The sequence below is a fragment of the Nocardia sp. NPDC058244 genome (assembly GCF_042882065.1).
In the GTDB taxonomy this organism is placed as follows: Bacteria; Actinomycetota; Actinomycetes; order Mycobacteriales; family Mycobacteriaceae; genus Nocardia.
Genome location: NZ_JBHVWX010000005.1, coordinates 26,515 through 48,069, shown reverse-complemented (window position 1 = coordinate 48,069; position 21,555 = coordinate 26,515). Strand labels below are relative to the sequence as shown.

Below are 21,555 nucleotides of genomic sequence, written 5' to 3'. Positions count from 1 at the left end.
TAGCGGCGGCTCAGGGCGCGATGATGCGGGCGGCGGCGAAGACGGTGGCGGCGCGGCGGGTCGAGAGCTGTTCGGTGTCGCCGCGTTCGGCCGCGAACCGGGCCTGCATGGCATTGGTGCGGGTCAGGTCGGAGAGCATGCGCAGCAGGATGACCGGCGGCACGGCGTCGGTGAGCAGCCCTTCGCGTTGTCCGCGGCGCAGTTCGGTCAGTTTGGCGTCGATGGTGCGGCGCAGCAGCGGTCCGATGTGGGCGCCTTCGGGTTCCAGGTCGGACCAGGCTTGCAGGCGCGCGTTGTCGGGGTGGGCGACGAAGTGGTCGAAGAGGCGGCCGACGTAGGCGGGCACGTCGTCGGCGCGCAGCGCGGTCTCCTCGGCGGTTTCGGTGGTCCAGCGCTCGGTGACGGCCGCGTAGAGCTCGTTCTTGCCGGGGAAGTAGGCGTAGAGGCGGTCCTTGCTGGCGTGGGCGGCGTCGGCGATGCGGTTGATCCGGGCGCCGGCGATGCCGTATTCGGCGAACTCCGCCTTGGCGGCAGCGAGTATTCGCTCCCGGGTTGCCTCGCCTGCCGCACGCATGGCCGGAATCGTACCCCTCTTGCCGAACCAACTGGTTCGGAACTATGGTCCGTTCGGAACCAGATGGTTCTGGAATCGGCGAGACGAGGACACCATGGGCGCGGACAAGCCACGTTGGCAGCAACTCCGGGAGCAGACCGAGGGCGTCTCCACCGCCGAACTGGACGCGCTATGGACCCGGCTACGTCCGGCCCGCACCGACGACATCCTCGGCGAATGGCGCGGCGACGCCTTCCAGACCGGCCACCCGCTGTGCCGGGCGCTGCCCGCGAGCCGCTGGTACGGCAAGAACTTCCTCGCCGTCGACGACGCCAAGCCGCTGATCTGCCGCGCCGAGGACGGCACCCTGTTCTCCAATGTCGAACTGGGACAGGGCGAGGCGACGCTGTGGAACATCGAGTTCCGCGGCGAGGTGACCGCGACCATGGTCTACGACGGGCGCGCGGTGTTCGACCACTTCAAGTGGCTCGACGAGAACACGCTGATGGGCATCATGAACGGGCGCGCCGAACTGGTCCTGTCCAAGGGCGAGTACTTCTACTTCCTGCTGGAACGGGTGTCCTGATGCGCACGACGGCGGTCCTGTCGCGTGATCCGGCCGCGGCGTTCTCGATCGAGGACGTCGAGATCGACGAGCCGCGCGGCGGGGAGATCCTGGTGCGGATCGCGGCGGCGGGCATCTGTCACACCGACCTGGTGACCCGGCGCGCCGGTGCGGCGGATCGGCCGATCCTGCTCGGGCACGAGGGTGCCGGTGTCGTGGCCGCGGTCGGGCCCGAGGTGCGCGCGGTGCGCCCCGGCGATCATGTCGTGCTGACGTTCCGGCACTGCGGCGAGTGCACGACCTGCGTGGACGGGCGGCCCGCCTACTGTCAGCATTCGGTCGCGCTCAACCAGTTCGGCCGGCGCGCGCACGAGGGAGCGCGGGTGTCGCGCGAGGGCGTCCCGGTGCTGGACGGATTCTTCGGCCAGTCGAGCTTCGCCGGATACGCCCTGACCACCGAGGACAACACCATCGTCGTTGACCCGGCGCTGGACCTGGCCGTGGCCGCGCCGTTCGGCTGCGGTTTCCAGACCGGGGCGGGCGCGGTGCTCAACGTGCTGCGGCCCACGGCGGGGGCCTGGCTGGCGGTGTTCGGGGCGGGGGCGGTCGGGATGGCCGCCCTGCTGGCGGCACGCACGGTCGAGGGCGTGCGGGTGGTCGTGGTCGAAACCTCCGCGGCGCGCAGGGAACTGGCGCTCGAGCTCGGTGCCGAGACCGCGCTGGACCCCGCCGAGGGGCCGACCGTGCCGCGGCTGCGTGCGCTCACCGGTGGCGGTGTCACGCACGCGATCGATACCACCGGCGTGCCCGCGGTGCTCGGCGACGCCGTCGCCGCGCTGGCCACGGGGGCGACCGTGGTCGCGGTCGGGCTCGGTACGGGCACCCCGCCGGTGGATGTCGGCGATATCGTGTTGCGCGGCAAGACGATTCGCGGATGCCTGGAGGGCGACAGCGTGCCGTCGACGTTCCTGCCGCACCTGCTCGGGCTGTACGCGGACGGGCGGTTCCCGGTCGATCGGCTCATCGGCCGGTACCCGCACACCGAGGTCGACGCCGCGCTGGCCGACCAGCGCGCCGGGCGTGTGGTGAAACCGGTGCTGACATGGTGAACGACTACTCCCGCGAACGGTCCCGCTCATGACGATTCTGCACAGCGACATCCTGCGCGCCGAGGACGAGGACATCCCGTCGAACGCGGCGACGGTGGCGGCGCGCGCCGAACGGTTGCTCGCGGCGTTGAACGCCGCGCGTGAGGTGTTCGTCGCGCACGGCTATCACGGCGCGAGCATGGATCAGATCGGCCTGCGGGCGGGCATGAGCAAGCCCGTGCTCTACACCCTGTACGCGAACAAGCTCGATCTGTACCTGGCGGTGCTGCAACATCATCTGGACCGCATGGTCGGCGGGATCCGCAACGCGCTGACCGGCGCGAGCGGGCAGGAGGACAAGGTCCGGCGTGCGGTGCGGGCCTACTTCGACTTCGTCGACGACGACCCGGACGGGCACGTGCTGATCTACGAATCGCCGGTGCCGAGCGAACCGAGCGTGCGCTGGCGGGCCCGGCACGCCTTCGGCGAGTGCGCGGTGCTGGTGAGCGCCGAGTTGCGCGCGGCCGGAATGGACGACGCGCGGGCGTTCGCGTGCGCGTTCGGAGTTGTCGGGGCCAGTCATCAGGCGGCGCGGCTGTGGCTGGACACGGGCAGGCCGATTCCCAAGCAGGACGCGGTGGAGACGACGGTCGCCCTGTGCTGGAACGGGTTGGCCGGGATCGGCTGATCGCGGGAGGGATTCAGTCGGCGATGGCGGGCAGGGGGCTGCCGTCGAGGAGTTCGTCGCTGGGCAGGCGGCCGATGAGGACGGCCAGGGCGCGCTTCCAGCGGCGTACGACCGCTTCGCGTTCGCCGAGGGTGCCGGTGAGCATGGCTGTCATCGACAGGCCGGTGAGTAGGTCGATGGTGAATTCGACGAGGACTTCCGCGCGCGGGTCCGAGGCGTATGGTTCGCCGACGACGTCGAGGTAGAGCCTGCGCATCTCGGTGAAGACGCGGCGCTCCTCGTGGACGAGGCGTTCGCGCAGCTCGGCGTCGGTGCGGGCGGCGACCCACAGGTCCAGGGCGGTGAAGAAGGCGGGGCTGTTGAGGTCGCGCCAGGCCAGGTCGACGATCGATTGCAGCCGGTCGCGGCCGGCGGGCAGGAGTTCGGCTTCGCGCTGGAACTGTTCCAGGCGCAGGTCCACGACGCGGGTGGTGGCCGCGATGAGCAGTTCCGCGCGGGTGGGGAAGTGGTGCTGCACGGTGCCGCGGGCGAGTCCGGCGCGTTCCTGGACGGCGCTGACGGTGGTCGCCGCGTAGCCGCGTTCGAGCAGGCATTCCGCCGTGCAGGCGAGGATCAGGGCCCTGGTCGAGGCCCGGCGTTCGGCCTGGGTGCGGCGCGGTTGTTGCAGGGTCACCCGACAAATCGTACGCGGTGACGGTAACAAGAGCGAACGGCCCGCGAATCGACGTGCGATTGCCTATTGACGCAGGGACAGCAACCTGATGCAATCAAGAAACCGTACGCAGTAACTGTTTTTTCCGAATGAAGGGCTGCGATGACGCAGATCTCTCATATCCGCCGGGGCGCCGGCTCGCCGATCGTGCTGGTGCACGGGCTCGGCAGCCGCTGGCAGATCTTCGCGCCGGTGATCGATCTCCTGGCCGAGCGGCACGAGGTGATCGCCCTCGACCTGCCGGGATTCGGCGACACACCGACGCTGCCCGGTGTGCTGCCCGGTGTGCTGCCCGGCCCGCGCGGGTATGCCGACTGGATGGCGCAGTGGCTCGGCGACAACGGCATCCGGCGCCCGCACGTCGTCGGCAGCTCCATGGGCGGCGGTATCGCGCTCGAGCTGGGGCGTAGCGGTGTCGCCGCCGCTGTCACCGCCTTCTCGCCGGTGGGCTTCTACGGCGGTCCCGGACTGCGGTGGGTCCAGGGGTCGCTGACCGCCATGCGCGCGGTCGCGCGTTTCGCCGGTCCGGCGCTGGACAAGGCGGTCGACTTTCCCGCCGGGCGCGCGGCACTGCTGTCCGTCATGTTCGGGCATCCGACCCGGGTCACCCCCGACGCCGCCAGGGTCGACCTGGCCGGACTGGCGGGCGCGAGCTCCTTCGCCGCGGCCCGCGACGATTTCGCCACCTACGTCCTGGACGCGAGCGACGACCCCGGCGCGCTGACCGGCATCCCGGTGACGATCGCCTGGGGCACCCGCGACGTCGTGCTCACCCACCGCACCCAGAGCGCCCGCGCGCGAGCGGTGCTGCCGTTCGCCCGCCACACCGATCTGCCCGGGTGCGGCCATCTGCCCTTCAGCGACGCCCCCGAGCTGTGTGTTCGGACCATCCTCGACAACCGGAGTGCGCCATGAAACCCTCGATCGCGGTCATCGGCAGTGGATTCGGTGGCCTGGCTGCCGTGATCGCGTTGAAGAAACGCGGCTTCGACGACATCGTCGTGTTCGAGAAGGCCGACGACGTCGGTGGCGTCTGGCGGGAGAACACCTACCCCGGCGCGGCCTGCGATGTGCCCTCGCCGTTCTACTCGTACTCCTTCGAGCCCAATCCGCGCTGGCCGCACCGTTTCTCGCGGCAACCGGCGATCCTGGACTACATCCGCGACGTCGCCGACAAGTACGACGTGCGCCGCCACATCCGCTTCGGCACCGAGGTCACCGGGGCGGCGTTCGACGACACCACCGGCAAGTGGACCGTGCGCCTGGATTCGGGCGACTCGGTCGAGGTCGACGTCGTCGTGCCCGCGGTCGGGCAGCTCTCGCGGCCCGCGCTGCCCGCCATCGAAGGCCGGGAGTCGTTCGCGGGCACCACTTTTCATTCCGCGCAGTGGAACCACGACATCGACCTGACGGGCAAGCGCGTCGCGGTGATCGGGACCGGGGCCAGCGCGGTGCAGTTCGTGCCCGAGATCCAGCCGCGGGTCGGGAAACTGACCCTGTTCCAGCGCACCGCGCCCTACATCGTCCCGCGCCCGGATCGCGAATTCAGCGACCTGCACCATCGGGTGTTCGAGAAGCTGCCGGTGACCGAACTGGCCGAGCGCGGCACCTGGTACAGCGTGGTCGAAGGGCTCAGCCTGGCCTGGGTCTACGCCAAGCCGCTCGCCGCCACCATCCGGGCGATCTCCAAGTGGCACATGCGCAGGCAGACCGCGGCCAAGCCGGGCCTGTTCGAGCAGGTCTGGCCCGACTATCCGATCGGCTGCAAGCGGATGCTGTTCTCCGACAGCTACCTGCCCGCGCTGACCCAGCCGAATGTCGAGGTGAGCGCCGACAAGATCACCGGGATCACCCCGGCCGGGGTGTGCACCGCAGACGGGCGCGAACACGAGGTCGACGTCATCATCTGGGGGACCGGGTTCAAATCGACCGAATTCCTCGCGCCGATGGCGATCACCGGCACCGGTGGGCTCGCGCTCGATCAGGAGTGGCGCACCGGCGCGCACGCCTACTACGGCATGACCGTGCCGCGGTTCCCGAACCTGTTCATCATGTACGGGCCCAACACCAATACCGGTGGCGGCTCGATCATCTACTTCCTCGAGGCCCAGGCCGAGTACCTCGGTGACTACGTCGCCCATCTCGCCGCCACCGGCAAACCGCTGACGGTGCGGCCCGAGGTCGAACAGGCCTATGACGCCCGGATCCAGGACCAGCTCACCGACAGCGTGTGGAGCCGGTGCTCGTCGTGGTACCGGCAGGCCGACGGCCGGATCACCACGAACTGGCCGCTGCTCGGAATCCAATACAAGAAGCAGGCGCGATTCGACGCCGCCGACTACGAGGTGATCTCCGCATGACTGACTACGACTACGACGTGATCGTCGTCGGCTCCGGATTCGGTGGCAGCGTCACCGCGCTGCGGCTGACCGAGAAGGGCTACCGGGTCGGGGTGCTCGAATCCGGCAGGCGCTGGAACGCCGAGGACTATCCGAAGACGAACTGGAACATCCCCAAGGCCATCTGGGCGCCGCGGCTGGGCCTGACCGGGCCGCAGCGGATCAGCGTGCTCGGCAAGTGCCTGGTGTTCAGCGGTTCCGGTGTCGGCGGTGGGTCGCTGATCTACGGCAACACCCTCTACGAACCGCTGCCGGAGTTCTATCAGGACCGCGCGTGGGCGCACATCACCGACTGGAAGAGCGAACTCGCGCCCTACTACGACCAGGCCAAGCGGATGCTCGGCGTCGTGGAGAACCCGCGGATCGGCCCGAAGGACGAGGTGCTGCTGCAAGTCGCGCGCGGGCTGAACGTCGCCGACACCTTCCACCGCACCCAGGTCGGGGTGTTCTTCAACGAAGGCGAGGAGGGTGTCGAGGTCGCCGACCCGTACTTCGGTGGCGCGGGCCCACGGCGGGCGGGCTGCATCCACTGTTCGGACTGCTTCACCGGGTGCAAGCACAATGCCAAGAACACCACCACGGTCAACTACCTGCATCTGGCGGAAAGCCGGGGCGCGCAGGTGCATCCGCTGACCACGGTCACCTCTGTCGCGCCCGACGGCGACGGTGGGTACCGGGTCGAGACCGTCGCGTCGAACGGGTGGCTGCGCAAGGAACGGCGCACGTTCACCGCGCAGCAGGTGGTGTTCGCCGCGGCCGCGCTGGGCACCCAGAAACTGCTGCACAAGCTGCGTGCCGACGGTTCGCTGCCGCAGCTCTCGCCCCGGGTCGGTGAGCTGACCCGCAGCAACTCCGAGGCGATCATCGGCGTCACCAGCAAGTCCCGCAAGGACTTCTCCCAGGGCGTGGCCATCACCTCCTCCATCCATCCCGAGCCGCAGACCCACGTCGAGGTGTGCACGTACGGCACCGGGCAGAACGCGCTGTTCCTGCAGACGGTGCCGATGGTCGACGGTGGCGCGTTCCGGTTCCTGCGCCTGCTGCTGACGATGCTGCTGCACCCGATCCAGTTCCTGCGGTCGCAGAACGCGCACGGCGCTTCGAACCGGTCGGTGATCCTGCTGGTCATGCAGTCGCTGGACAACTCGCTGACCTCATATCTCAAGGGCCGCAGGCTGGTCACCAAACAGGGCAGCGGTGAACCGAATCCCGCGTGGATCCCGCTGGCGCACGACATCGCCCGCAAGTACGCCGACGAATGCGACGGTGTCAGCGGCAATATCGCCACCGACATCTTCAACATCCCCGCCACCGCGCACTACATCGGTGGCTGCACGATCGGCGATTCCAGCGACACCGGCGTGATCGACCCGTACCAGCGGATCTACGGCTACCCGGGCCTGCACATCGCCGACGGCAGCGCGATCACCGCGAACCTCGGCGTCAACCCGTCGCTGACCATCACCGCCCAGGCCGAACGGGCGATGGCGTTCTGGCCCAACAAGGGCGAGGCCGATCCCCGCCCGGCGCTGGGTGCCGGCTATCAGCGGGTCAGCCCTGTCGCCCCCACCCGGCCCGTGGTCCCCGAGTCGGCGCCCGGCGCGCTGCGCCTGCCCGCATGACCCGCTCCGGAGAGGACGCCATGACCGCCACCGCACAACTCGCCGCGCTCGAACCCGCCTGCACCAGGGCGGCGGCGCTGGCCCTGTTCGACAGTCTCGCGCCGGTGTCGCCCGCGGAGCTGACCGGTCGATGGCACGGGCGCGAGCTGGCCACCGGGCACGGGCTCGACGGGCTGCTCGAGGCATCGGGCTGGTACGGCAAGCAGTTCGACGGCGTCGACAGCGTGCATCCGCTGCTGTTCCGCGCTCCCGCGGGCGAGATCTTCGCCGTCGACCCGAAGCGGGTGCCGCTGGGTGTGGCCGACAAGGTGCCGCACACGCTCGTACGGCGGGGCCGCGGCCTGCTCGGGGTGCTGAAGCCGGCGTTGCGCACCCGTGACTATCGGGCGCGGTTGCGGTCGGTGGAGCATCGTGGGGTCGTGACGGCGGCGATGGTCTACGACCATCTGGCCATCATCGACGTGTTCCGCCGGGTCGACGAGGACACCGTGTTCGGTCTGATGGACTTCCGTGACCTACCCGATCCCTATTTCTTCGTTCTCGGTCGGGACTGACACACAACACCGCTGGTGAATCGGCGGGATCAAGGGTAGGCATGGGATATGGAACGGCTCGTCGAAAGGACGGCAGGCCATGGCTACACATCCCGACCCGTGGGCGACACACGTGGATCCGCACGTACACAGGTTCCCTGATACCGAACGCACCTTCCGCTCCCACGCGGGGGAATCCATCCAGGACTCCCTCAACTGGCCCGGACTGCTCCTCATCGGCATCGGCATCGTCTTTCTCGCCGCGACCTTGACGGCCGCGGGTTCCGGCTTCGCCGGGTGGGCAGTGATCGCAGGGGTGATCTGCGGCGTGTGTCTGCTGACGGGAGTGACGATCGTGCTGGCCGAACATCGCCGCATCAAAGTCGGCGAGGGACTGCACCTGACCGACCCCGCCGGTCACTGAGGGTGCGGCCGTAGTCCACGTCCGGGCGGGTTTCACCCGCCCGGACGGTGGTCGTCGTGTCAGGTGCGACGGCTCTCCAGCCCGTCCAGGATCAGGTCGAGGCCGTAGGCGAACTCGGCGGTGTGGTCGTAGCCGGGCCGCAGCGCGTGGTCGACGATGAGCTCGGTGAGGTACGGCAACTCGCCGTCGGGCAGGCTCGCGAGGATGTCCGACGCGACGTCCTCGACCTCGGTCGGTGTCGTGACCGGCAGATTCGCTTCCTGCAGGACATAGCCGCCGACGTAGCTGTCGATCAGCGAGACGGCGTGCGCTGCCATCGGCAGCGTGAATCCGGCCGTGCGCAGCACCCCGAGCACCGCGTCGTGGTGGCGCAATGTCGCCGGGCCGGGATGGCGGCGGGAGTCCATCAGGCCCAGTGCCCAGGTGTGCTGGGCCAGGACCCGGTGCGCCGAGCGCGCGCGGGCGCGGATGGCGTCGCGCCAGTCGTCGTGGTCGGTGGGGGGCAGGTCGATGGCGGCGAAGACGGCGTCGACCACGCCGTCGAGGATCGCGTCCTTGTTCGGCACGTGGTGATACAGCGACATCGCCTCCACCCCCAGTTCCTGGGCGACCCGGCGCATCGTGATCGCCTCGGCGCCGGCGCGGTCGGCGACGCGGATGGCGGCGTCGAGGACACGTTCGCGGCTGAGGGGTGGTCGGGTCATCGCAGCTCCGAGGGTGGACGGCCTTGACAGTCTTACACATGTAAGTCAGCCTTACAGGTGTAAGACCAGCCGGATTTCACAGTGAGGAGAGCCCGATGCCGATGCCGCGGTGGTGGGGTCACATCAACAAGCGGGTGTTCAACCCGCGCGCGATCAAGGGCGGGAAATGGCCGGTGCTCACCCACGTCGGCCGTCGGTCGGGGGCGACGTATCACACGCCCCTGGACGCCTATCCCGTCGACGGCGGCTACCTGTTCGTCCTCGTGTACGGCGCGCGCTGCGACTGGGCCCAGAACGTCCTGGCCGCGGGCCGGGCGCGGCTGCGGGTCGACGGGCGGGAACTCGATCTCACCGCCCCGGTCGTCGTGGGGGAGGCCGAAGCGTTCCGGGCGCTGGCCGACGACGTGACCCGGCCACCGAAGCTGCTGCGCATCACCGAGTTCCTGCGGATGGACCTGGCCGCCTGATCCGCTCGCGGTGAGCGCAACACTGGACAGCTCCGATCGTGCGCCGACGAAACGATTGGACCGGCGTCCATCTTTGCCGCACTGTTGACGATCATGAGCGAACATCCGGCCCAGCGGCGCACTCTCGCCGTGCTCGTGACGGCCCAGATCTTCAGCGGGGCGGGACTGGCCGCGGGCATCACGGTCGGCGCGCTGCTGGCGCAGGACATGCTCGGGTCGACGGGGCTGGCCGGTCTGCCCAGTGCCCTGTTCACCGTCGGGTCGGCGGCGGCCGCGATCGGCGTCGGCCGGATCTCGCAGCGGACCGGCCGCCGGACCGGCCTCACCGCCGGCTACCTGGTCGGGGCCCTCGGCAGTTTCGGTGTCGTCGTCGCGGCCGTCACCGGGAGCATCGCCCTGCTGTTCGCGTCGCTGATCGTCTACGGCGCGGGCACCGCGACCAGCTTGCAGGCCCGGTACGCGGGCGCCGATCTGGCGACCCCGGCGCACCGGGCCCGCGCCATCAGCACCGTGCTCGTCGCGACCACGGTCGGCGCCGTCGTCGGCCCGAATCTGTTGCACCCCATGGCGAGTCTGGCCACCGCCTGGGGCATCCCGCCGCTGTCGGGGCCGTTCGTGCTCTCCGGCACCGCCTATCTGATCGCCGGTCTGGTGCTGTGGGTGCTGCTGCGACCGGATCCGCTCGTCCTGGCCCGGGACATGGCCGTCACCGACGTGCCCGCCACCACCGATGAACCGACCGCGACCAGGACCTGGTCGGCGCCGATCGTGGCGGGCGCGACCGTCATGGTGGTGACCCAGCTGGTGATGGCGGCGGTCATGACGATGACCCCGATCCACATGCAGCACCACGGCCACGACGTCGGCGCGGCGGGCATCGTGATCGCGGTGCACGTGGCCGGGATGTATCTGCCCTCGCTGCTGTCGGGCATGCTCGTCGACCGGATCGGCGCCGGTAGGGTCGCCGTCGCCGCGGCGGGCACCCTGGTCGCGGCCGGACTGGCCGCCGCGCTGGCCCCGCCGAACTCGGTGCCCGCGCTGGCCGCCGCCCTCGGCCTGCTCGGGCTGGGCTGGAACCTCGGCCTGGTCGCGGGCACCACGATGATCGCCGACGCCACCCCCGTGGCGACCCGCGCTCGCACCCAGGGCACCGTCGACGTCGGGATCGCCGTCGCGGGCGCGGGCGGCGGCCTCGGCTCCGGACTGATCGTGGCGGCGGCCGACTACCCCGGCCTGGCCTACCTCGGCGCGGCGATCGCGCTGCTCATCGTCCCGGCCCTGGCCTGGAGCACGCGCCGCCCGCCCACCGGTGCGCGACCGCGTCCGGCCGACGCCCGCGTCGACGGCTGACCGCGTTCGTGCGATGATCGCCGGATGACCGGCCCGGCCAGCACCACCCGCATCCTCGGCCTCCTCGGTGGTGTGGCCGTGATCCTGCTGCTCACCAACTGGAGTCCGATGCGCGCGGTCGCCTACGCCGTCATCTGGTCCGTGGCGGCCGTCGTCCTGGTCGTGCGCGATCGCCGGCGGCCCGCGGAGACCTCCACCCCGGAGTAGCCGCCAATCGTGTGGACCCGATGATGCGGCGACCCTAGGATCGTCGGATCGTGTCCGGGCAGTGGGGGTAGTGGTCGTGTCAGCCGTACGCAACGGTGCCAGCTGGATCGTCTCGTTCGTCCCGCTGCTCTCCCTCGGCCTGCTGACCTGGCCGGTGTTCGCCCTCCTCGCCGTGCGAGCACGATCGTGGCCGCTGGCCGGTGCCGCGCTCGCGTACCTGGGGCTGCTGGTCCTGGAGATCTGGGCGATCGAGTCGGACCCGGTGCGCGACACCGTCTTCGACGTCTGCCTGTTCGGGCTGATGGTGGGCGGCACCGCCCACGCGATCGCGGTGCGGCGTCGATGGTTCCGGACCGCGCCGGTCGCGGTGGACCTCGACGTGGTGTCGGCCGAGTACGCCGTGGTCGCGGCCGGAACGATCACCGTCGACACCACCCCGACCGTCGAATCCGCACCGGCGCAACGAGTGCTCGACGAGATCGATCAGCTCGTCGAGGAGAGCATGCGCGACGGCGAACCCCGCATCGGCTACGACTACGACGACCCGACCTACCCCGACTGCCCCAACCCGCACTGCGAGGAACCGTGGCACGGGCTGGCCATCACCGAGCGGATGGAGCTGATGCGCGACTACGGCGAGGTCGATGTCGACTACGACTACCACGCCGACGACAGCCTCGTCCTGTGCCCGGGCTCGGCCTTCGCCGGGGAGTGGCCGACCCCGCCCCGTACCCGGGAGCCGGAACGTCCTGTGGCGCAGGTGGATCCGGCGACGGAGCCCGATCCGATGGCCGAGGCCGGCGCCCGGGCCGACCGGCTGTGGACGGCGCTCGCGCGACCGGCGCTCGCCCTCGTGGTCACCAGCTGGCTACTCGCGCTCGTCTCGATGTTCCTGGCGCCGACGCAGTGGCGCTGGCTGACGGTGCTCGTCGGTGCCGTGGCGCCGGTGTGCGTCGGCTGGCTGTACGGGCGGCGCGCGGAGCTCTTCCCCGCCGGTTACGTGCGCGTCCACCTGCTGGCCCGGCCCGCTGTTGTCTTCGCCGTCGGGCTGGTGGTGTGCGCGGGCTGGCTGCCGTTCCGCTGGGCACGCAACCCACCGCTGGAGGCGGCGGACGGATACTTCGCGCTGATCGTCGCGTGCGCGCTGGCCTGCGTCGGGCACGCGGTCGTGCAGATCGGCCGGGTGCTGCCGGTGGGGGCCGCCGAGACCGATCCGAAGGCGCACGGGGAGAACCTGGTCGTGCTCGGCTTCGGCTGGATGATGTTCGGTCTGCCCAGCACATTGCTGTTCGGGTGGGTCACGAGCTACTGGGCGTACCAGCCGAGCGCGGTGTGGGCGGCGGTCGCGATCAACGCGCTCCTCGTGGCGGCCCTGTTCGTGGAGGCGGGCACGATCAAGATCATCACGAAAGCCCGGGACGACGGCGATCTTCCGATGATCGTGTTCTTCACCATCGGCGCGGGCGCGCTGCTGGTGTGGTCGTCGCTGCGGATCGCGGCGACCGTGTTCCAGCCGTGAGGTCGGTCGTGGGCGAGAATGAGCGGGTGCTGATCCGCATCGTGGGGACCCGGATGCCCGGCTCGTCGTGCCGACCCGCGGGAGCGCCGCGCTACACCGACATCCACGTCGGCGTGCAGCGCAAGAACCGCCCGCGGGAACTCCTCGATCCGCAGCCCGGCGACGCGGAATCGGTCGGCTGGACACTGGACTGCACCGTCGATGGCACCGACGTGCGCGGACCCTACGTACAGGGCCGCCCCGGCGTGCGGTTCGTCTACCTCAGCTGGACCGCCGCGGGCGAAGACGGCACCCCCACCATGTTCCGCCGCGCGAAACTGATGCTCGCCGACGTCCCCGCGGACGTCCTGGCCGCCGCGACGATCTCCGGAGTCCTCGAGGCCCGGCTCGGACTCACCGACGCCACCGGAAACCCGGTGTGCGCGCGAGTGACACCGCCCGCGATCGCCTGGACCGCCGGGTCCTGACCCTCAGGCCGAGACCGGCTCACGGCCGGAGCCGTCCAACGGCGGATAGCTGTCGCCCCCGATGCGCTCGGCCGCCGCGATGTAGTCGGCCAGCGCGTCGCGGGACCGGGCCAGCCGGTCGATCTGCTCGGTGATCCGCCGCATCCGTGATCGCATGGCGCCCAGCAGCTCCGGGCACCCTGGCAACTCGGGGACCTCGCCCTGCGCGCACGGCAGCAGGTAGGCGATGTCGTCGGAGGACAGTCCAGCGCCCAGCAGATGCCGGATCTGCTGAACGCGCAGGACCGAGCCCTCGTCGTAGACGCGATAGCCGTTCGCGCTCCGGTCGGCCGTGAGCAGGCCCTGCGCTTCGTAATAGCGCAGCTGATGGGCATGGACACCCGTCCGATGGCTCAGTTCGCCGATCCGCATCCGCATCCTCCACTTGACCCTCACACCGGTATGAACGTCGACGATGCTGCCATGAACAACACCACCGCCACACCCGTCACCGTTCTCGGACTCGGCCTGATGGGCCGTGCCCTCGCCGGCGCGTTCCTGGACGCCGGGTACCCGACCACCGTCTGGAATCGCACCGCCACCAAGGCCGAGGAGCTCGTGGCCCGCGGCGCCCGCCTGGCCCCGACGGTCGGCGACGCCGTCGCCGCCGGGTCCCTCACGATCCTCTGCGTCACCGACTACCCGGCCGTGCGCGACCTGCTCGGCGACACCGTCCTCGCGGGCGCGACCCTGCTCAATCTGACCTCCGGTGACTCGGCCCAGGCCAGGGACACCGCCCGCTGGGCCGGATCGCGCGGTGCCCGCTACCTCGACGGCGCCATCATGGCCATCCCCTCGACCATCGGGACCGCCGACGCGGTCATCCTCCTCGGCGGAGCGCACGACGACGTCACCGCGCACCGATCGACCCTCGACACGCTCGGTACCGTCCGTCATCTCGGTACCGACCACGGGCTCGCGTCGCTCTACGACGCCGCCGGTCTGGCCATGATGTGGAGCGTGCTCAATGCCTGGCTGCAGGGCACCGCGATGCTCCGGGTCGCCGGGGTCGACGCCGCCACCTACGCGCCGTTCGCGCAGGAGATCGCCGCCGGTGTCGCGACCTGGCTGCCCGGATACGCCGCCCAGGTCGACCGTGGCGCGTTCCCCGCCGAGGTCGCCGCGCTGGAGACCGACGCGCGGTCGATGGCGCATCTGATCGAGGAGTGCGAGGCCCTGGGCGTCAACGCCGAACTGCCGCGATTGTTCAAGGCGATGGCCGATCGCGCGATCGCCGCGGGACACGGCGGCGAGCAGTATCCCGTGCTGATCGAGGAATTCGGCACGCCGCACCGCTGATCCGCTCGGTGCTGTCGGGCGGCAGCGTAGCGCGGGACTCTCAGCAGGCGGCCACGAATGTCGCCACGTCGTCGGCGATCTCGGCGACGCCGGGCATCGCGGCGATCTCGCCCGCCACCGACCGGGCGGTGGCGGCGAGGCCGGGATCGCTGATCAGGGTCGTGAGATGGTCGGCGGTGATCGCCCGGGCCGCGACCGCCAGTCCGGCGCCGCGACGCTGCACGACGGTGGCGTTCCAGGCGCGGTCGCCTGCGGCGGGGGTGGCCAACTGCGGAACCCCCGCCCGCAGGGCCGCGAAGACCGACCCCGCACCCGCGTGATCGACCATGGCGGTGCAGTGCGGGAGGGCCTCGTGCAGGGCGATCCAGCCCGTCGTGCGGACATTGCCGGGAAGGTCGCCGGTGCGCGCGGTCGTGCGGTTGGGCCGGACGATGACGATCTCGGCGTCGACCGCGGGCGCCGCGCGAATGATCGCGCGCAGCATCGCGTCCGGGCCGTCACCGAGCATCGTGCTGCGGGTGACCAGGATGCGCGGACGGGTGGCGGGTTCGCGCAGGAACGGCGGGGTGGTGACGCCGGGCGGAGCGTACGGGGTGTAGCGCAGTGCGCGCCCGCTCACCTCGACGATGCTCGGTGGCGCGATCGACAGCGTCTGCGCCGGTGCGGGAACATCGGTGTCGGTGAGCAGGCGCAGCAGCTCCCGGCGCAGGACGGTGCCGTCGTCGAGGGCGATGTTGTGCAGGATCGTGGGCACGCCGAGCTGGGCGGCCACGATCGCGGCGGCCGCGGCGAACGGTTCGTGCACGATCAGCTGGGGCCGGAACTCCCGGGCCGCCGCGAGCAAAGGCGCGAGCATCGGTCGGTTGGTGACGGCGAAAACCCGGGCGCCACCACGTGGCTCGGCCATCCCGTGTGCCGAACGCACCGCCAGTAGAGGATGGGCGCCGAGACCGCGTGCCGCCGAGCGTAGATAGTGGATCGGCGGGGCCACCGCGGTGACCGGGATGTGCTCGCCCACCGCGTCGGCGGCGGCACCGCCCGTGGCGAGCAGAACCTGATGCCCGCGCCGCTGGAGCAGGGTGGCCAGCGGCATCATCGGGAACAGGTGCCCGAGCAGCGGCATCGCCACGAACATCACCCGCATGAGGCCTCCGTCGCTCGTGTGGCCGCGTCCCGGGCCCTTGCCGTGATACGGAACAGCGGCGCGCCGGGTTCACCCGGTCAGCCGGCGGCACCGTGATAGAAGAACTCGCCCAGGCCGATCGTGAACACCAGGCAGCCGTAGAGCGCGTGCTCGACGGACACGGTCAGCAGCGAACGGGTGCGGCGATAGCGCTCGGCGAACAGGAACCCGGCGGCCGTGCTGAGCAGCACCGACAGCCAGCTACCGAACATCAGGTGCGCGATACCGAACGCGGCCGCGCTGGCGGCCACCATCCGGGCGCCGTCACCGAACACGGGCGCGTATCGGTGGAACAGGAACGCGCGGAACAGCAATTCCTGCGGATACACGCTGACCAGCGGATAGAACACCAGCACCAGCACCCACAGCAGGGGCCGTTCGCGGGGCAGATCGAACAGCGACGCCGGGCGCAGCACCGCGACCGCGATCCCGAGCCCGACCGCGGCGATCGCCCACACCGCGAGCATGCCCGGCAGCGCGGCGCGCAGTGCCCCGGGGCGCCAGAAATCGCGGCGGTCGAATCCGGTGCGGCACAGATACACGACCACACCACCGGCGACGACGAGCAGGAACGGCAGCGGCCCGACCCCGCGCAGGAACACCGCGTACAGCGCGGCCACCCCGAGGAAGAGGACGACGAATTCGACTGTGAGCCATGTCTTCCGGCTACCCACGCCGGTATCGACGGTCATGGTCCCGAGACTAGCCGCGGCGGCGCGATCGCGCCGGGCCGGATTCAGCCGAGGGTGGCCAGCAGCGCGGGCAGGGCCGTCCCGATGGGCTCGCGGATCACCTCGTCGGCGAGGGCGTCGTAGGGCGTGGGTTCGGCATTGACGATGACCAGCCGGGCGCCGTGCTCGGCGGCCATCCCGGCCAGCGAGGCGGCGGGCTGCACCTGCAGACTCGTCCCGACCGCGATGAACACGCCGCACGCCTGCGCGATCGCCATCGCGTGGGCGAGCACGTCGGGATCGAGGGCTTGGCCGAACATGACGGTGGCCGTCTTGAGGATGCCGCCACAGCGCAGGCAGGCCGGATCGTCCTCACCCGCCGCGATCCGCGCCAGCGCCGCCTCGGTGGTGGTGCGGTCACCGCATTCGGTGCAGACGGCGGTGCGGGCGTTGCCGTGCAGTTCGACGACCTTGCGGTCGGGCAGACCGGCGAGCTGGTGCAGGCCGTCGACGTTCTGGGTGAGCACCCGCACCGGCACCCCGCTCGCGGCCAGCGCGGTCACGGCGTGGTGGGCGGCGTTGGGCTGGGCGCGCCAGGCCGGGTGTTCGCCGCGCATGAGCCAGGAACGACGGCGGATGTCGGGATCGCGCATGTAATAGTCGTAGGTGACCAGTTTCTGGGCGTCGGGGTCGCGCTGCCACAGGCCCTGCGGTCCGCGATAGTCGGGGATCCCGCTGTCGGTGGAGACACCGGCGCCGGACAGGATCGCCACGAGGGGTCGGCTGGTCATGGGTTCAGCGTAGGGCGATCTCGCCGAGGGGGCTGCCCAATCTGGCTATTGCACGCTAAAGTCTGCCTGAGTGGAACAAGAGTGAAAGGCAGACAATGACGTCGACAGCAGTGAAACAGCAGGTGCTCGAACTCGGTGGGGCATTCATGATCTCGCGCGAGGCCAAGGAATTCGGGCAGGCGGTCGGGGTCCCCGGCTTCCACGGCACCTACACCCGCGGGCGGGGCGGTGTCCTCGGCGACGTCGACGCCGACGTCGTCTCCGCGGCCTTCGGCTTCTTCGAGCCCGGATGTATCCGGGCCGCCTGGGAATCGGTGCCGCTGCCCGCGGCCGACGCGGCCACGGCCTACCTGGCGGCCTGCCACGACTTCGGCAGGCGCAAACTCGCCGCCTACGACGACGCGGAGCGGCTCGCCGAGCTGCTCGGCCGGGTCGTCGCGGCCGCGCCGTCGACCGGGCTGCCGCTGTTCGCCGGCTGGCGCGCGATGCCGCTGCCCACCGACAGCCGGGCGGCCGCGCTCCAATTGACCCATGTGCTGCGCGAACTGCGCGGTGGCCTGCACCTGATCGCCGTGCTCGCCCACGGTCTCACCCCGCTGCAGGCGATCCTGATCGCGGGTTCGCCGATGTCGGACGGCCCGACCCACGCGCGCATGCTCGGCTGGTCCGAACCGTTCGAGCAGATCTCCGATGATCAGCGGGCCCGCTGGGACGCCGCGGAGGCCCTCACCGACGAGCTCATCGCGCCCTGCTTCGAGGAGGCACTCGACGCCGCCGAACGCGACGAGCTGGCCAGCCTGATGGCCGCCGCGCACACCGCCGCGCTGGTGCGCTAGGAACCGAGGACGTCGCGACCGCGGCCCACGATCAGCGGGTCCGCGGTACCGACGATCTCCTCGTCCTTGTTGTCGTACTCGAAGCGGTTGAGCACGTGCCGCATCGCGTTGAGCCGGGCCCGCTTCTTGTCGTTGCTCTTGACCACGATCCACGGCGCGTGATCGGTGTCGGTGTGCTCGAAGTTCTCTTCCTTGGCCGCGGTGTACTGCTCCCACTTGTCGAGCGAGGCCAGGTCCATGGGGGAGAGCTTCCAGTGCCGGACCGGGTCGACCTGGCGGATGGCGAAGCGGGTGCGCTGCTCCAGCGGCGACACCGAGAACCAGAACTTCACCAGGTCGATGCCGTCGTCGACGAGCATCCGCTCGAACAGCGGCACCTGCGCGAGGAACCGGCGATGCTGTTCGGGCGTGCAGAAACCCATCACCCGCTCGACCCCGGCCCGGTTGTACCAGGACCGGTCGAACAGCACGATCTCACCCGCGGCGGGAAGGTGCTCGACGTAGCGCTGGAAATACCACTGGGTGGATTCGCGCGCCGAGGGCTTCTCCAGCGCCACCACGCGCGCGCCGCGCGGATTCAGATGCTCCATGAACCGTTTGATCGTGCCGCCCTTGCCCGCGGCGTCGCGGCCCTCGAACACGATGACGATGCGGCGCCCGGTCGCCTTGGTCCAGTTCTGCAGCTTCAGCAGTTCGATCTGCAGCAGCCGCTTCTCCAGCTCGTACTGATTGCGGGCCAGGCGCTCGTCGTAGGGGTAGCCCTCGCGCCAGGTGTCGACGATCAGCCCGCCGGGCGCGGTGAGCAGCAACGGATCGTCGTCGTCGCTGTCGTCGACGGTGAACGCCGAGGTGTCGGCGAGGTTCACGGCGGTGGCCAGATCGGCGATCTCGCTGACCTCTCGGGGGATCGGACGCGTGTCGACATCGGTCATCTCGCGGACGCTAGACGACGAGCGTGTCGGCGAGGTGAACATGCGGTGTGGGCCGCCCTCAGGACACCGTCGCGGTGTGCGGCAGGTCCTCGACCGAGGTGCCGACCAGCACCGTGAACGCACCCGGCTCGACCGCCCAGCCCTGGCCGTCCCAGTGCTCGAAAGCGCGCCGGGGGAGGGCGATGTCGACGGTGCGGGTTTCCCCGGGCGCGCAGGTGACAGCGGCGAATCCGGCCAGCCAGCGGACCGGTCGTTCGATCGCGCTGGTCGGGCGGGACAGGTAGGCCTGGACGACATGCTTGCCCGGTCGGTCGCCGGTGTTGGTGACGGTCAGCGACACCGTGCGGCCCGCGACGACGAGTCCGCCGGTGGACCAGGTCGTGTAGCCGAGTCCGTGTCCGAACGGGTAGGCCGGTGCGGTGCCCGCCCGCAGCCAGGCGCGGTAGCCCACATGGATGCCCTCGGCGTAGTCCAGGACGCCGTCGACGGGGGTGGTGTCGAGCACGGGCACCTCGGCCATGGTCTCGGGCCAGGTCGTGGGCAGCCGACCGCCGGGTTCGGCGGCCCCGGTGAGCACATCGGCCAGCGCGGCACCGAACTCCTGGCCGGGGAACCAGGCCAGCAGCACCGCGGCGACGTCGTCGCGCCACGGCATCTCCACGGGCGCACCGGAATTCACCACCACCACGGTGCGCGGGTTGGCCGCGGCCACTGCGGCGACCAGGTCGTCCTGGCGACCGGGCAGGCGCAGGGTGGTGCGGTCGACGCCCTCGCTCTCGATCTGCTCGGTGGTGCCGACCACGACGACGGCGACCTCGGCGGCGCGCGCGAGTTCGACGGCGGCGGTGAACTCCTCGTCGTCGGGGCGCTGCGGGCGGCGGATGCCGAGGGTCGCCCCGAGGATGACACCGAACCCGGGCACCGCCGCCGCGCCGAGATCGATCACCACCCGCACGTCGACCTCGTCCCCGGCGGCCAGCGTGCGCGTCACCTGACGTTGCGGCGGATCGAGCAGAACCGCCGCCGGATCGCCGGAGTCGAGCGCGACGTGCTCGTCGATGACCGTCGCGCCGTCCAGATCGAGCCGGATGTGCCCGACACCGGCGAAACCGATCTGCCACGCGCCCGGGACGTCGGCGCGCAGCCGCGCGTGTACCTCCACCGTCGTGGCCCGCGCGGCCAGCGGCTCGCCGAGCAGGACCAACCGGCTCGCGGAGCGGTGCTGGACGCCGAGTTCGGTACCCGCGGCGAGGTAGCGCACGGACAGGCCGGGTTCGCCGGTCGCGGGATCGGTCACCACCGACAGCGGCGCGGGCACGAGATCCTCCGACAGGCGCACGCCCGCGGTGTAGGTGACCGGCAACGTCGCCGCCAAGCCCTCGACCGGGGAGGTGGTGTGGCCGGGAATCACCGTCGCGCTGCCGCCGCCGAGATAGCGGGGTTCGCCCGCCGACGGACCGACCAGCGCGACCGTCGTCCGCGGCGGCAACGGCAGGACACCGTCGTTGCGCACCAGCACCATCGCCGCGGCGGCCACCGCGCGCACCAGATCCCGCGCCCGCGCGTCGGTGAAAACCGGTGTGCTCCGTGGCGTCCCGTCCAGCGCGCCGACCCGGATCGCGAAACGCAGGATGCGGCGCACCTTCTCGTCGACGGCCGACTCGGGGATCGCCCCGGCCCGGATCCGCTCGGCCAGCGGCTCGCCCCAGAAATACGGCGGACCCGGCATGCACAGGTCGGTGCCGTGCGCGGCGCTGTCGGTGGTGCGCACCGCGGTCCAGTCCGACACGACCACGCCGTCGAATCCCCAGCTGCCCTTGAGTGGTTCGTCCAGCAGCGGGTTCTCGGTCATGGTGACGCCGTCGACCGCGTTGTAGGCGTCCATGATCATCCACGCGCCCGCGTCGACGGCCCGCTCGAACGGGTACAGGTACAGCTCGCGCAGGGCCCGCGCGTCGACGCGGACGTCGACGGTGAAGCGATCGGTCTCCGAATCGTTGGCCACGTAGTGCTTCGGGCACGCGCTGACGCCGTGCGCCTGCACGGCCCGCACATACGCCGCCGCCAGCTCGCCGGTCAGCAGCGGGTCCTCGGAGAAGCATTCGAAGTGCCTGCCGCCCACCGGCGAACGATGCAGGTTGATCGTCGGCCCGAGTACCGCGTACACGTTCTTGCGGCGGGCCTCGGCGGCGATGAGCGCGCCGATCTCGTCGAGCAGCGCCGGGTCCCAGGTGGCGGCGATCGCAGTGCCCGAGGGCAGGCTCACCGACGGATCGCGCTCGTCCCAGTTCTCGCCGCGCACCCCCGACGGACCGTCCGACACCGGCATCTCGGCCAGCCCGATCGCGGGATCACCGGCCAGCCGGAACAGGCTCGCGCCGGAGATCAGCCGCAGCTTGCCCGCCAGATCCAGGGTGGCGAGCAATTCCTCGATGCGGTCGTCCATAAGCCCTGCCTTTCGGTCCCGTCGGTGGTGTGCGTGTCCTCGACGAAGCGGCCCGCCGGT

24 protein-coding genes are annotated in these 21,555 nt (G+C 70.7%); 15 read left to right on the top strand and 9 right to left on the bottom strand.

What is annotated here, in order from left to right:
* Positions 1-10 precede the first annotated feature (10 nt).
* A complete protein-coding gene (locus ACFVW6_RS16605) occupies positions 11-574 on the bottom strand; it encodes a TetR family transcriptional regulator (RefSeq protein WP_355272260.1) in 564 nt (187 codons plus the stop codon).
* A gap of 94 nt (positions 575-668) precedes the next feature.
* Here ACFVW6_RS16605 and ACFVW6_RS16600 point away from each other — a divergent pair, with 94 nt between their 5' ends.
* From ACFVW6_RS16600 to ACFVW6_RS16590, 3 genes are read left to right on the top strand one after another with little or no spacing between them, the layout of a single operon-like run.
* The gene (locus ACFVW6_RS16600) at positions 669-1,139 is read left to right on the top strand and encodes a DUF4334 domain-containing protein (RefSeq protein ID WP_357346932.1); all 471 of its coding nucleotides are present in this window, start codon (positions 669-671) and stop codon (positions 1,137-1,139) included.
* Positions 1,139-2,227 (top strand): NAD(P)-dependent alcohol dehydrogenase, encoded by a 1,089-nt coding sequence (locus ACFVW6_RS16595; RefSeq protein ID WP_378828294.1) that lies wholly within the window; start codon positions 1,139-1,141, stop codon positions 2,225-2,227. Before ACFVW6_RS16600 ends, ACFVW6_RS16595 begins: the two co-directional genes overlap by 1 nt.
* A gap of 28 nt (positions 2,228-2,255) precedes the next feature.
* Positions 2,256-2,894 (top strand): TetR/AcrR family transcriptional regulator, encoded by a 639-nt coding sequence (locus tag ACFVW6_RS16590; protein WP_355272254.1) that lies wholly within the window; start codon positions 2,256-2,258, stop codon positions 2,892-2,894.
* Positions 2,895-2,907: 13 nt separating this feature from the next.
* Here the strand turns inward: ACFVW6_RS16590 and ACFVW6_RS16585 are convergent, their stop codons facing one another.
* Positions 2,908-3,567, bottom strand: a complete 660-nt coding sequence (locus ACFVW6_RS16585) for a TetR/AcrR family transcriptional regulator (RefSeq protein ID WP_365011884.1) — start codon at positions 3,565-3,567, stop codon at positions 2,908-2,910.
* 141 nt (positions 3,568-3,708) lie between these two features.
* Here ACFVW6_RS16585 and ACFVW6_RS16580 point away from each other — a divergent pair, with 141 nt between their 5' ends.
* The 5 genes from ACFVW6_RS16580 to ACFVW6_RS16560 all read left to right on the top strand — a co-directional run bounded on the left by ACFVW6_RS16580 (position 3,709) and on the right by ACFVW6_RS16560 (position 8,584).
* Positions 3,709-4,521 (top strand): alpha/beta fold hydrolase, encoded by an 813-nt coding sequence (locus ACFVW6_RS16580; protein ID WP_378828291.1) that lies wholly within the window; start codon positions 3,709-3,711, stop codon positions 4,519-4,521.
* Complete coding sequence (locus ACFVW6_RS16575; RefSeq protein WP_378828289.1) at positions 4,518-5,966, top strand: flavin-containing monooxygenase; 1,449 nt, start codon at positions 4,518-4,520, stop codon at positions 5,964-5,966. Before ACFVW6_RS16580 ends, ACFVW6_RS16575 begins: the two co-directional genes overlap by 4 nt.
* Positions 5,963-7,627 carry a GMC family oxidoreductase gene (locus tag ACFVW6_RS16570; protein ID WP_357346937.1) on the top strand — a complete coding sequence of 555 codons (1,665 nt, stop codon included), beginning with the start codon at positions 5,963-5,965 and terminating at the stop codon, positions 7,625-7,627. The genes ACFVW6_RS16575 and ACFVW6_RS16570 overlap by 4 nt, the downstream gene beginning before the upstream one ends.
* Positions 7,628-7,647: 20 nt before the next feature.
* Positions 7,648-8,181, top strand: coding sequence for a DUF4334 domain-containing protein (locus ACFVW6_RS16565; RefSeq protein ID WP_378829409.1), 534 nt, complete (start codon positions 7,648-7,650; stop codon positions 8,179-8,181).
* 79 nt (positions 8,182-8,260) lie between these two features.
* A complete protein-coding gene (locus ACFVW6_RS16560; RefSeq protein WP_355272246.1) occupies positions 8,261-8,584 on the top strand; it encodes a hypothetical protein in 324 nt (107 codons plus the stop codon).
* Positions 8,585-8,643: 59 nt separating this feature from the next.
* Here ACFVW6_RS16560 and ACFVW6_RS16555 read toward each other — a convergent pair whose 3' ends face one another.
* Positions 8,644-9,288 (bottom strand): TetR/AcrR family transcriptional regulator, encoded by a 645-nt coding sequence (locus ACFVW6_RS16555; protein ID WP_378828286.1) that lies wholly within the window; start codon positions 9,286-9,288, stop codon positions 8,644-8,646.
* Between the two features lie 95 nt (positions 9,289-9,383).
* Between ACFVW6_RS16555 and ACFVW6_RS16550 the strand changes: the two genes are divergently transcribed.
* The 5 genes from ACFVW6_RS16550 to ACFVW6_RS16530 all read left to right on the top strand — a co-directional run bounded on the left by ACFVW6_RS16550 (position 9,384) and on the right by ACFVW6_RS16530 (position 13,298).
* Positions 9,384-9,755, top strand: coding sequence for a nitroreductase family deazaflavin-dependent oxidoreductase (locus tag ACFVW6_RS16550; protein ID WP_355272243.1), 372 nt, complete (start codon positions 9,384-9,386; stop codon positions 9,753-9,755).
* A 93-nt stretch (positions 9,756-9,848) separates the two neighbouring features.
* Positions 9,849-11,105, top strand: a complete 1,257-nt coding sequence (locus tag ACFVW6_RS16545) for an MFS transporter (RefSeq protein WP_378828283.1) — start codon at positions 9,849-9,851, stop codon at positions 11,103-11,105.
* A gap of 24 nt (positions 11,106-11,129) precedes the next feature.
* Positions 11,130-11,312: a hypothetical protein gene (locus ACFVW6_RS16540; protein ID WP_355272239.1), complete on the top strand. Its 183-nt coding sequence runs from the start codon at positions 11,130-11,132 to the stop codon at positions 11,310-11,312.
* 76 nt (positions 11,313-11,388) lie between these two features.
* Complete coding sequence (locus ACFVW6_RS16535; protein WP_378828280.1) at positions 11,389-12,831, top strand: hypothetical protein; 1,443 nt, start codon at positions 11,389-11,391, stop codon at positions 12,829-12,831.
* 8 nt (positions 12,832-12,839) lie between these two features.
* Positions 12,840-13,298: a DUF5990 family protein gene (locus tag ACFVW6_RS16530; RefSeq protein ID WP_378828278.1), complete on the top strand. Its 459-nt coding sequence runs from the start codon at positions 12,840-12,842 to the stop codon at positions 13,296-13,298.
* Between the two features lie 3 nt (positions 13,299-13,301).
* Here ACFVW6_RS16530 and ACFVW6_RS16525 read toward each other — a convergent pair whose 3' ends face one another.
* The gene (locus ACFVW6_RS16525; RefSeq protein WP_378828276.1) at positions 13,302-13,709 is read right to left on the bottom strand and encodes a MerR family transcriptional regulator; all 408 of its coding nucleotides are present in this window, start codon (positions 13,707-13,709) and stop codon (positions 13,302-13,304) included.
* Between the two features lie 51 nt (positions 13,710-13,760).
* Here ACFVW6_RS16525 and ACFVW6_RS16520 point away from each other — a divergent pair, with 51 nt between their 5' ends.
* On the top strand, positions 13,761-14,636 hold the full coding sequence (locus ACFVW6_RS16520) for an NAD(P)-dependent oxidoreductase (protein WP_378828273.1): 876 nt from the start codon (positions 13,761-13,763) through the stop codon (positions 14,634-14,636).
* Between the two features lie 40 nt (positions 14,637-14,676).
* Here the strand turns inward: ACFVW6_RS16520 and ACFVW6_RS16515 are convergent, their stop codons facing one another.
* The 3 genes from ACFVW6_RS16515 to ACFVW6_RS16505 form a co-directional block, all read right to left on the bottom strand.
* Positions 14,677-15,780, bottom strand: coding sequence for a glycosyltransferase (locus tag ACFVW6_RS16515; RefSeq protein WP_378828271.1), 1,104 nt, complete (start codon positions 15,778-15,780; stop codon positions 14,677-14,679).
* Between the two features lie 77 nt (positions 15,781-15,857).
* Positions 15,858-16,511 (bottom strand): CPBP family intramembrane glutamic endopeptidase, encoded by a 654-nt coding sequence (locus ACFVW6_RS16510; protein ID WP_378828269.1) that lies wholly within the window; start codon positions 16,509-16,511, stop codon positions 15,858-15,860.
* Positions 16,512-16,555: 44 nt separating this feature from the next.
* Positions 16,556-17,281 (bottom strand): NAD-dependent deacetylase, encoded by a 726-nt coding sequence (locus tag ACFVW6_RS16505; RefSeq protein ID WP_378828267.1) that lies wholly within the window; start codon positions 17,279-17,281, stop codon positions 16,556-16,558.
* A gap of 95 nt (positions 17,282-17,376) precedes the next feature.
* Here ACFVW6_RS16505 and ACFVW6_RS16500 point away from each other — a divergent pair, with 95 nt between their 5' ends.
* A complete protein-coding gene (locus ACFVW6_RS16500; protein WP_378828265.1) occupies positions 17,377-18,117 on the top strand; it encodes a hypothetical protein in 741 nt (246 codons plus the stop codon).
* On the opposite strand, the gene ppk2 is transcribed toward ACFVW6_RS16500, so the two are convergent.
* Together ppk2 and ACFVW6_RS16490 are read right to left on the bottom strand one after the other, a co-directional pair.
* On the bottom strand, positions 18,114-19,049 hold the full coding sequence (gene ppk2, locus ACFVW6_RS16495) for a polyphosphate kinase 2 (RefSeq protein ID WP_378828263.1): 936 nt from the start codon (positions 19,047-19,049) through the stop codon (positions 18,114-18,116). The genes ACFVW6_RS16500 and ppk2 overlap by 4 nt on opposite strands.
* Before the next feature lie 58 nt (positions 19,050-19,107).
* Entirely contained in the window at positions 19,108-21,495 is a 2,388-nt protein-coding gene (locus ACFVW6_RS16490) for a glycoside hydrolase family 3 protein (RefSeq protein WP_378828261.1), read from the bottom strand.
* Between the last annotated feature and the right edge of the window lie 60 nt (positions 21,496-21,555).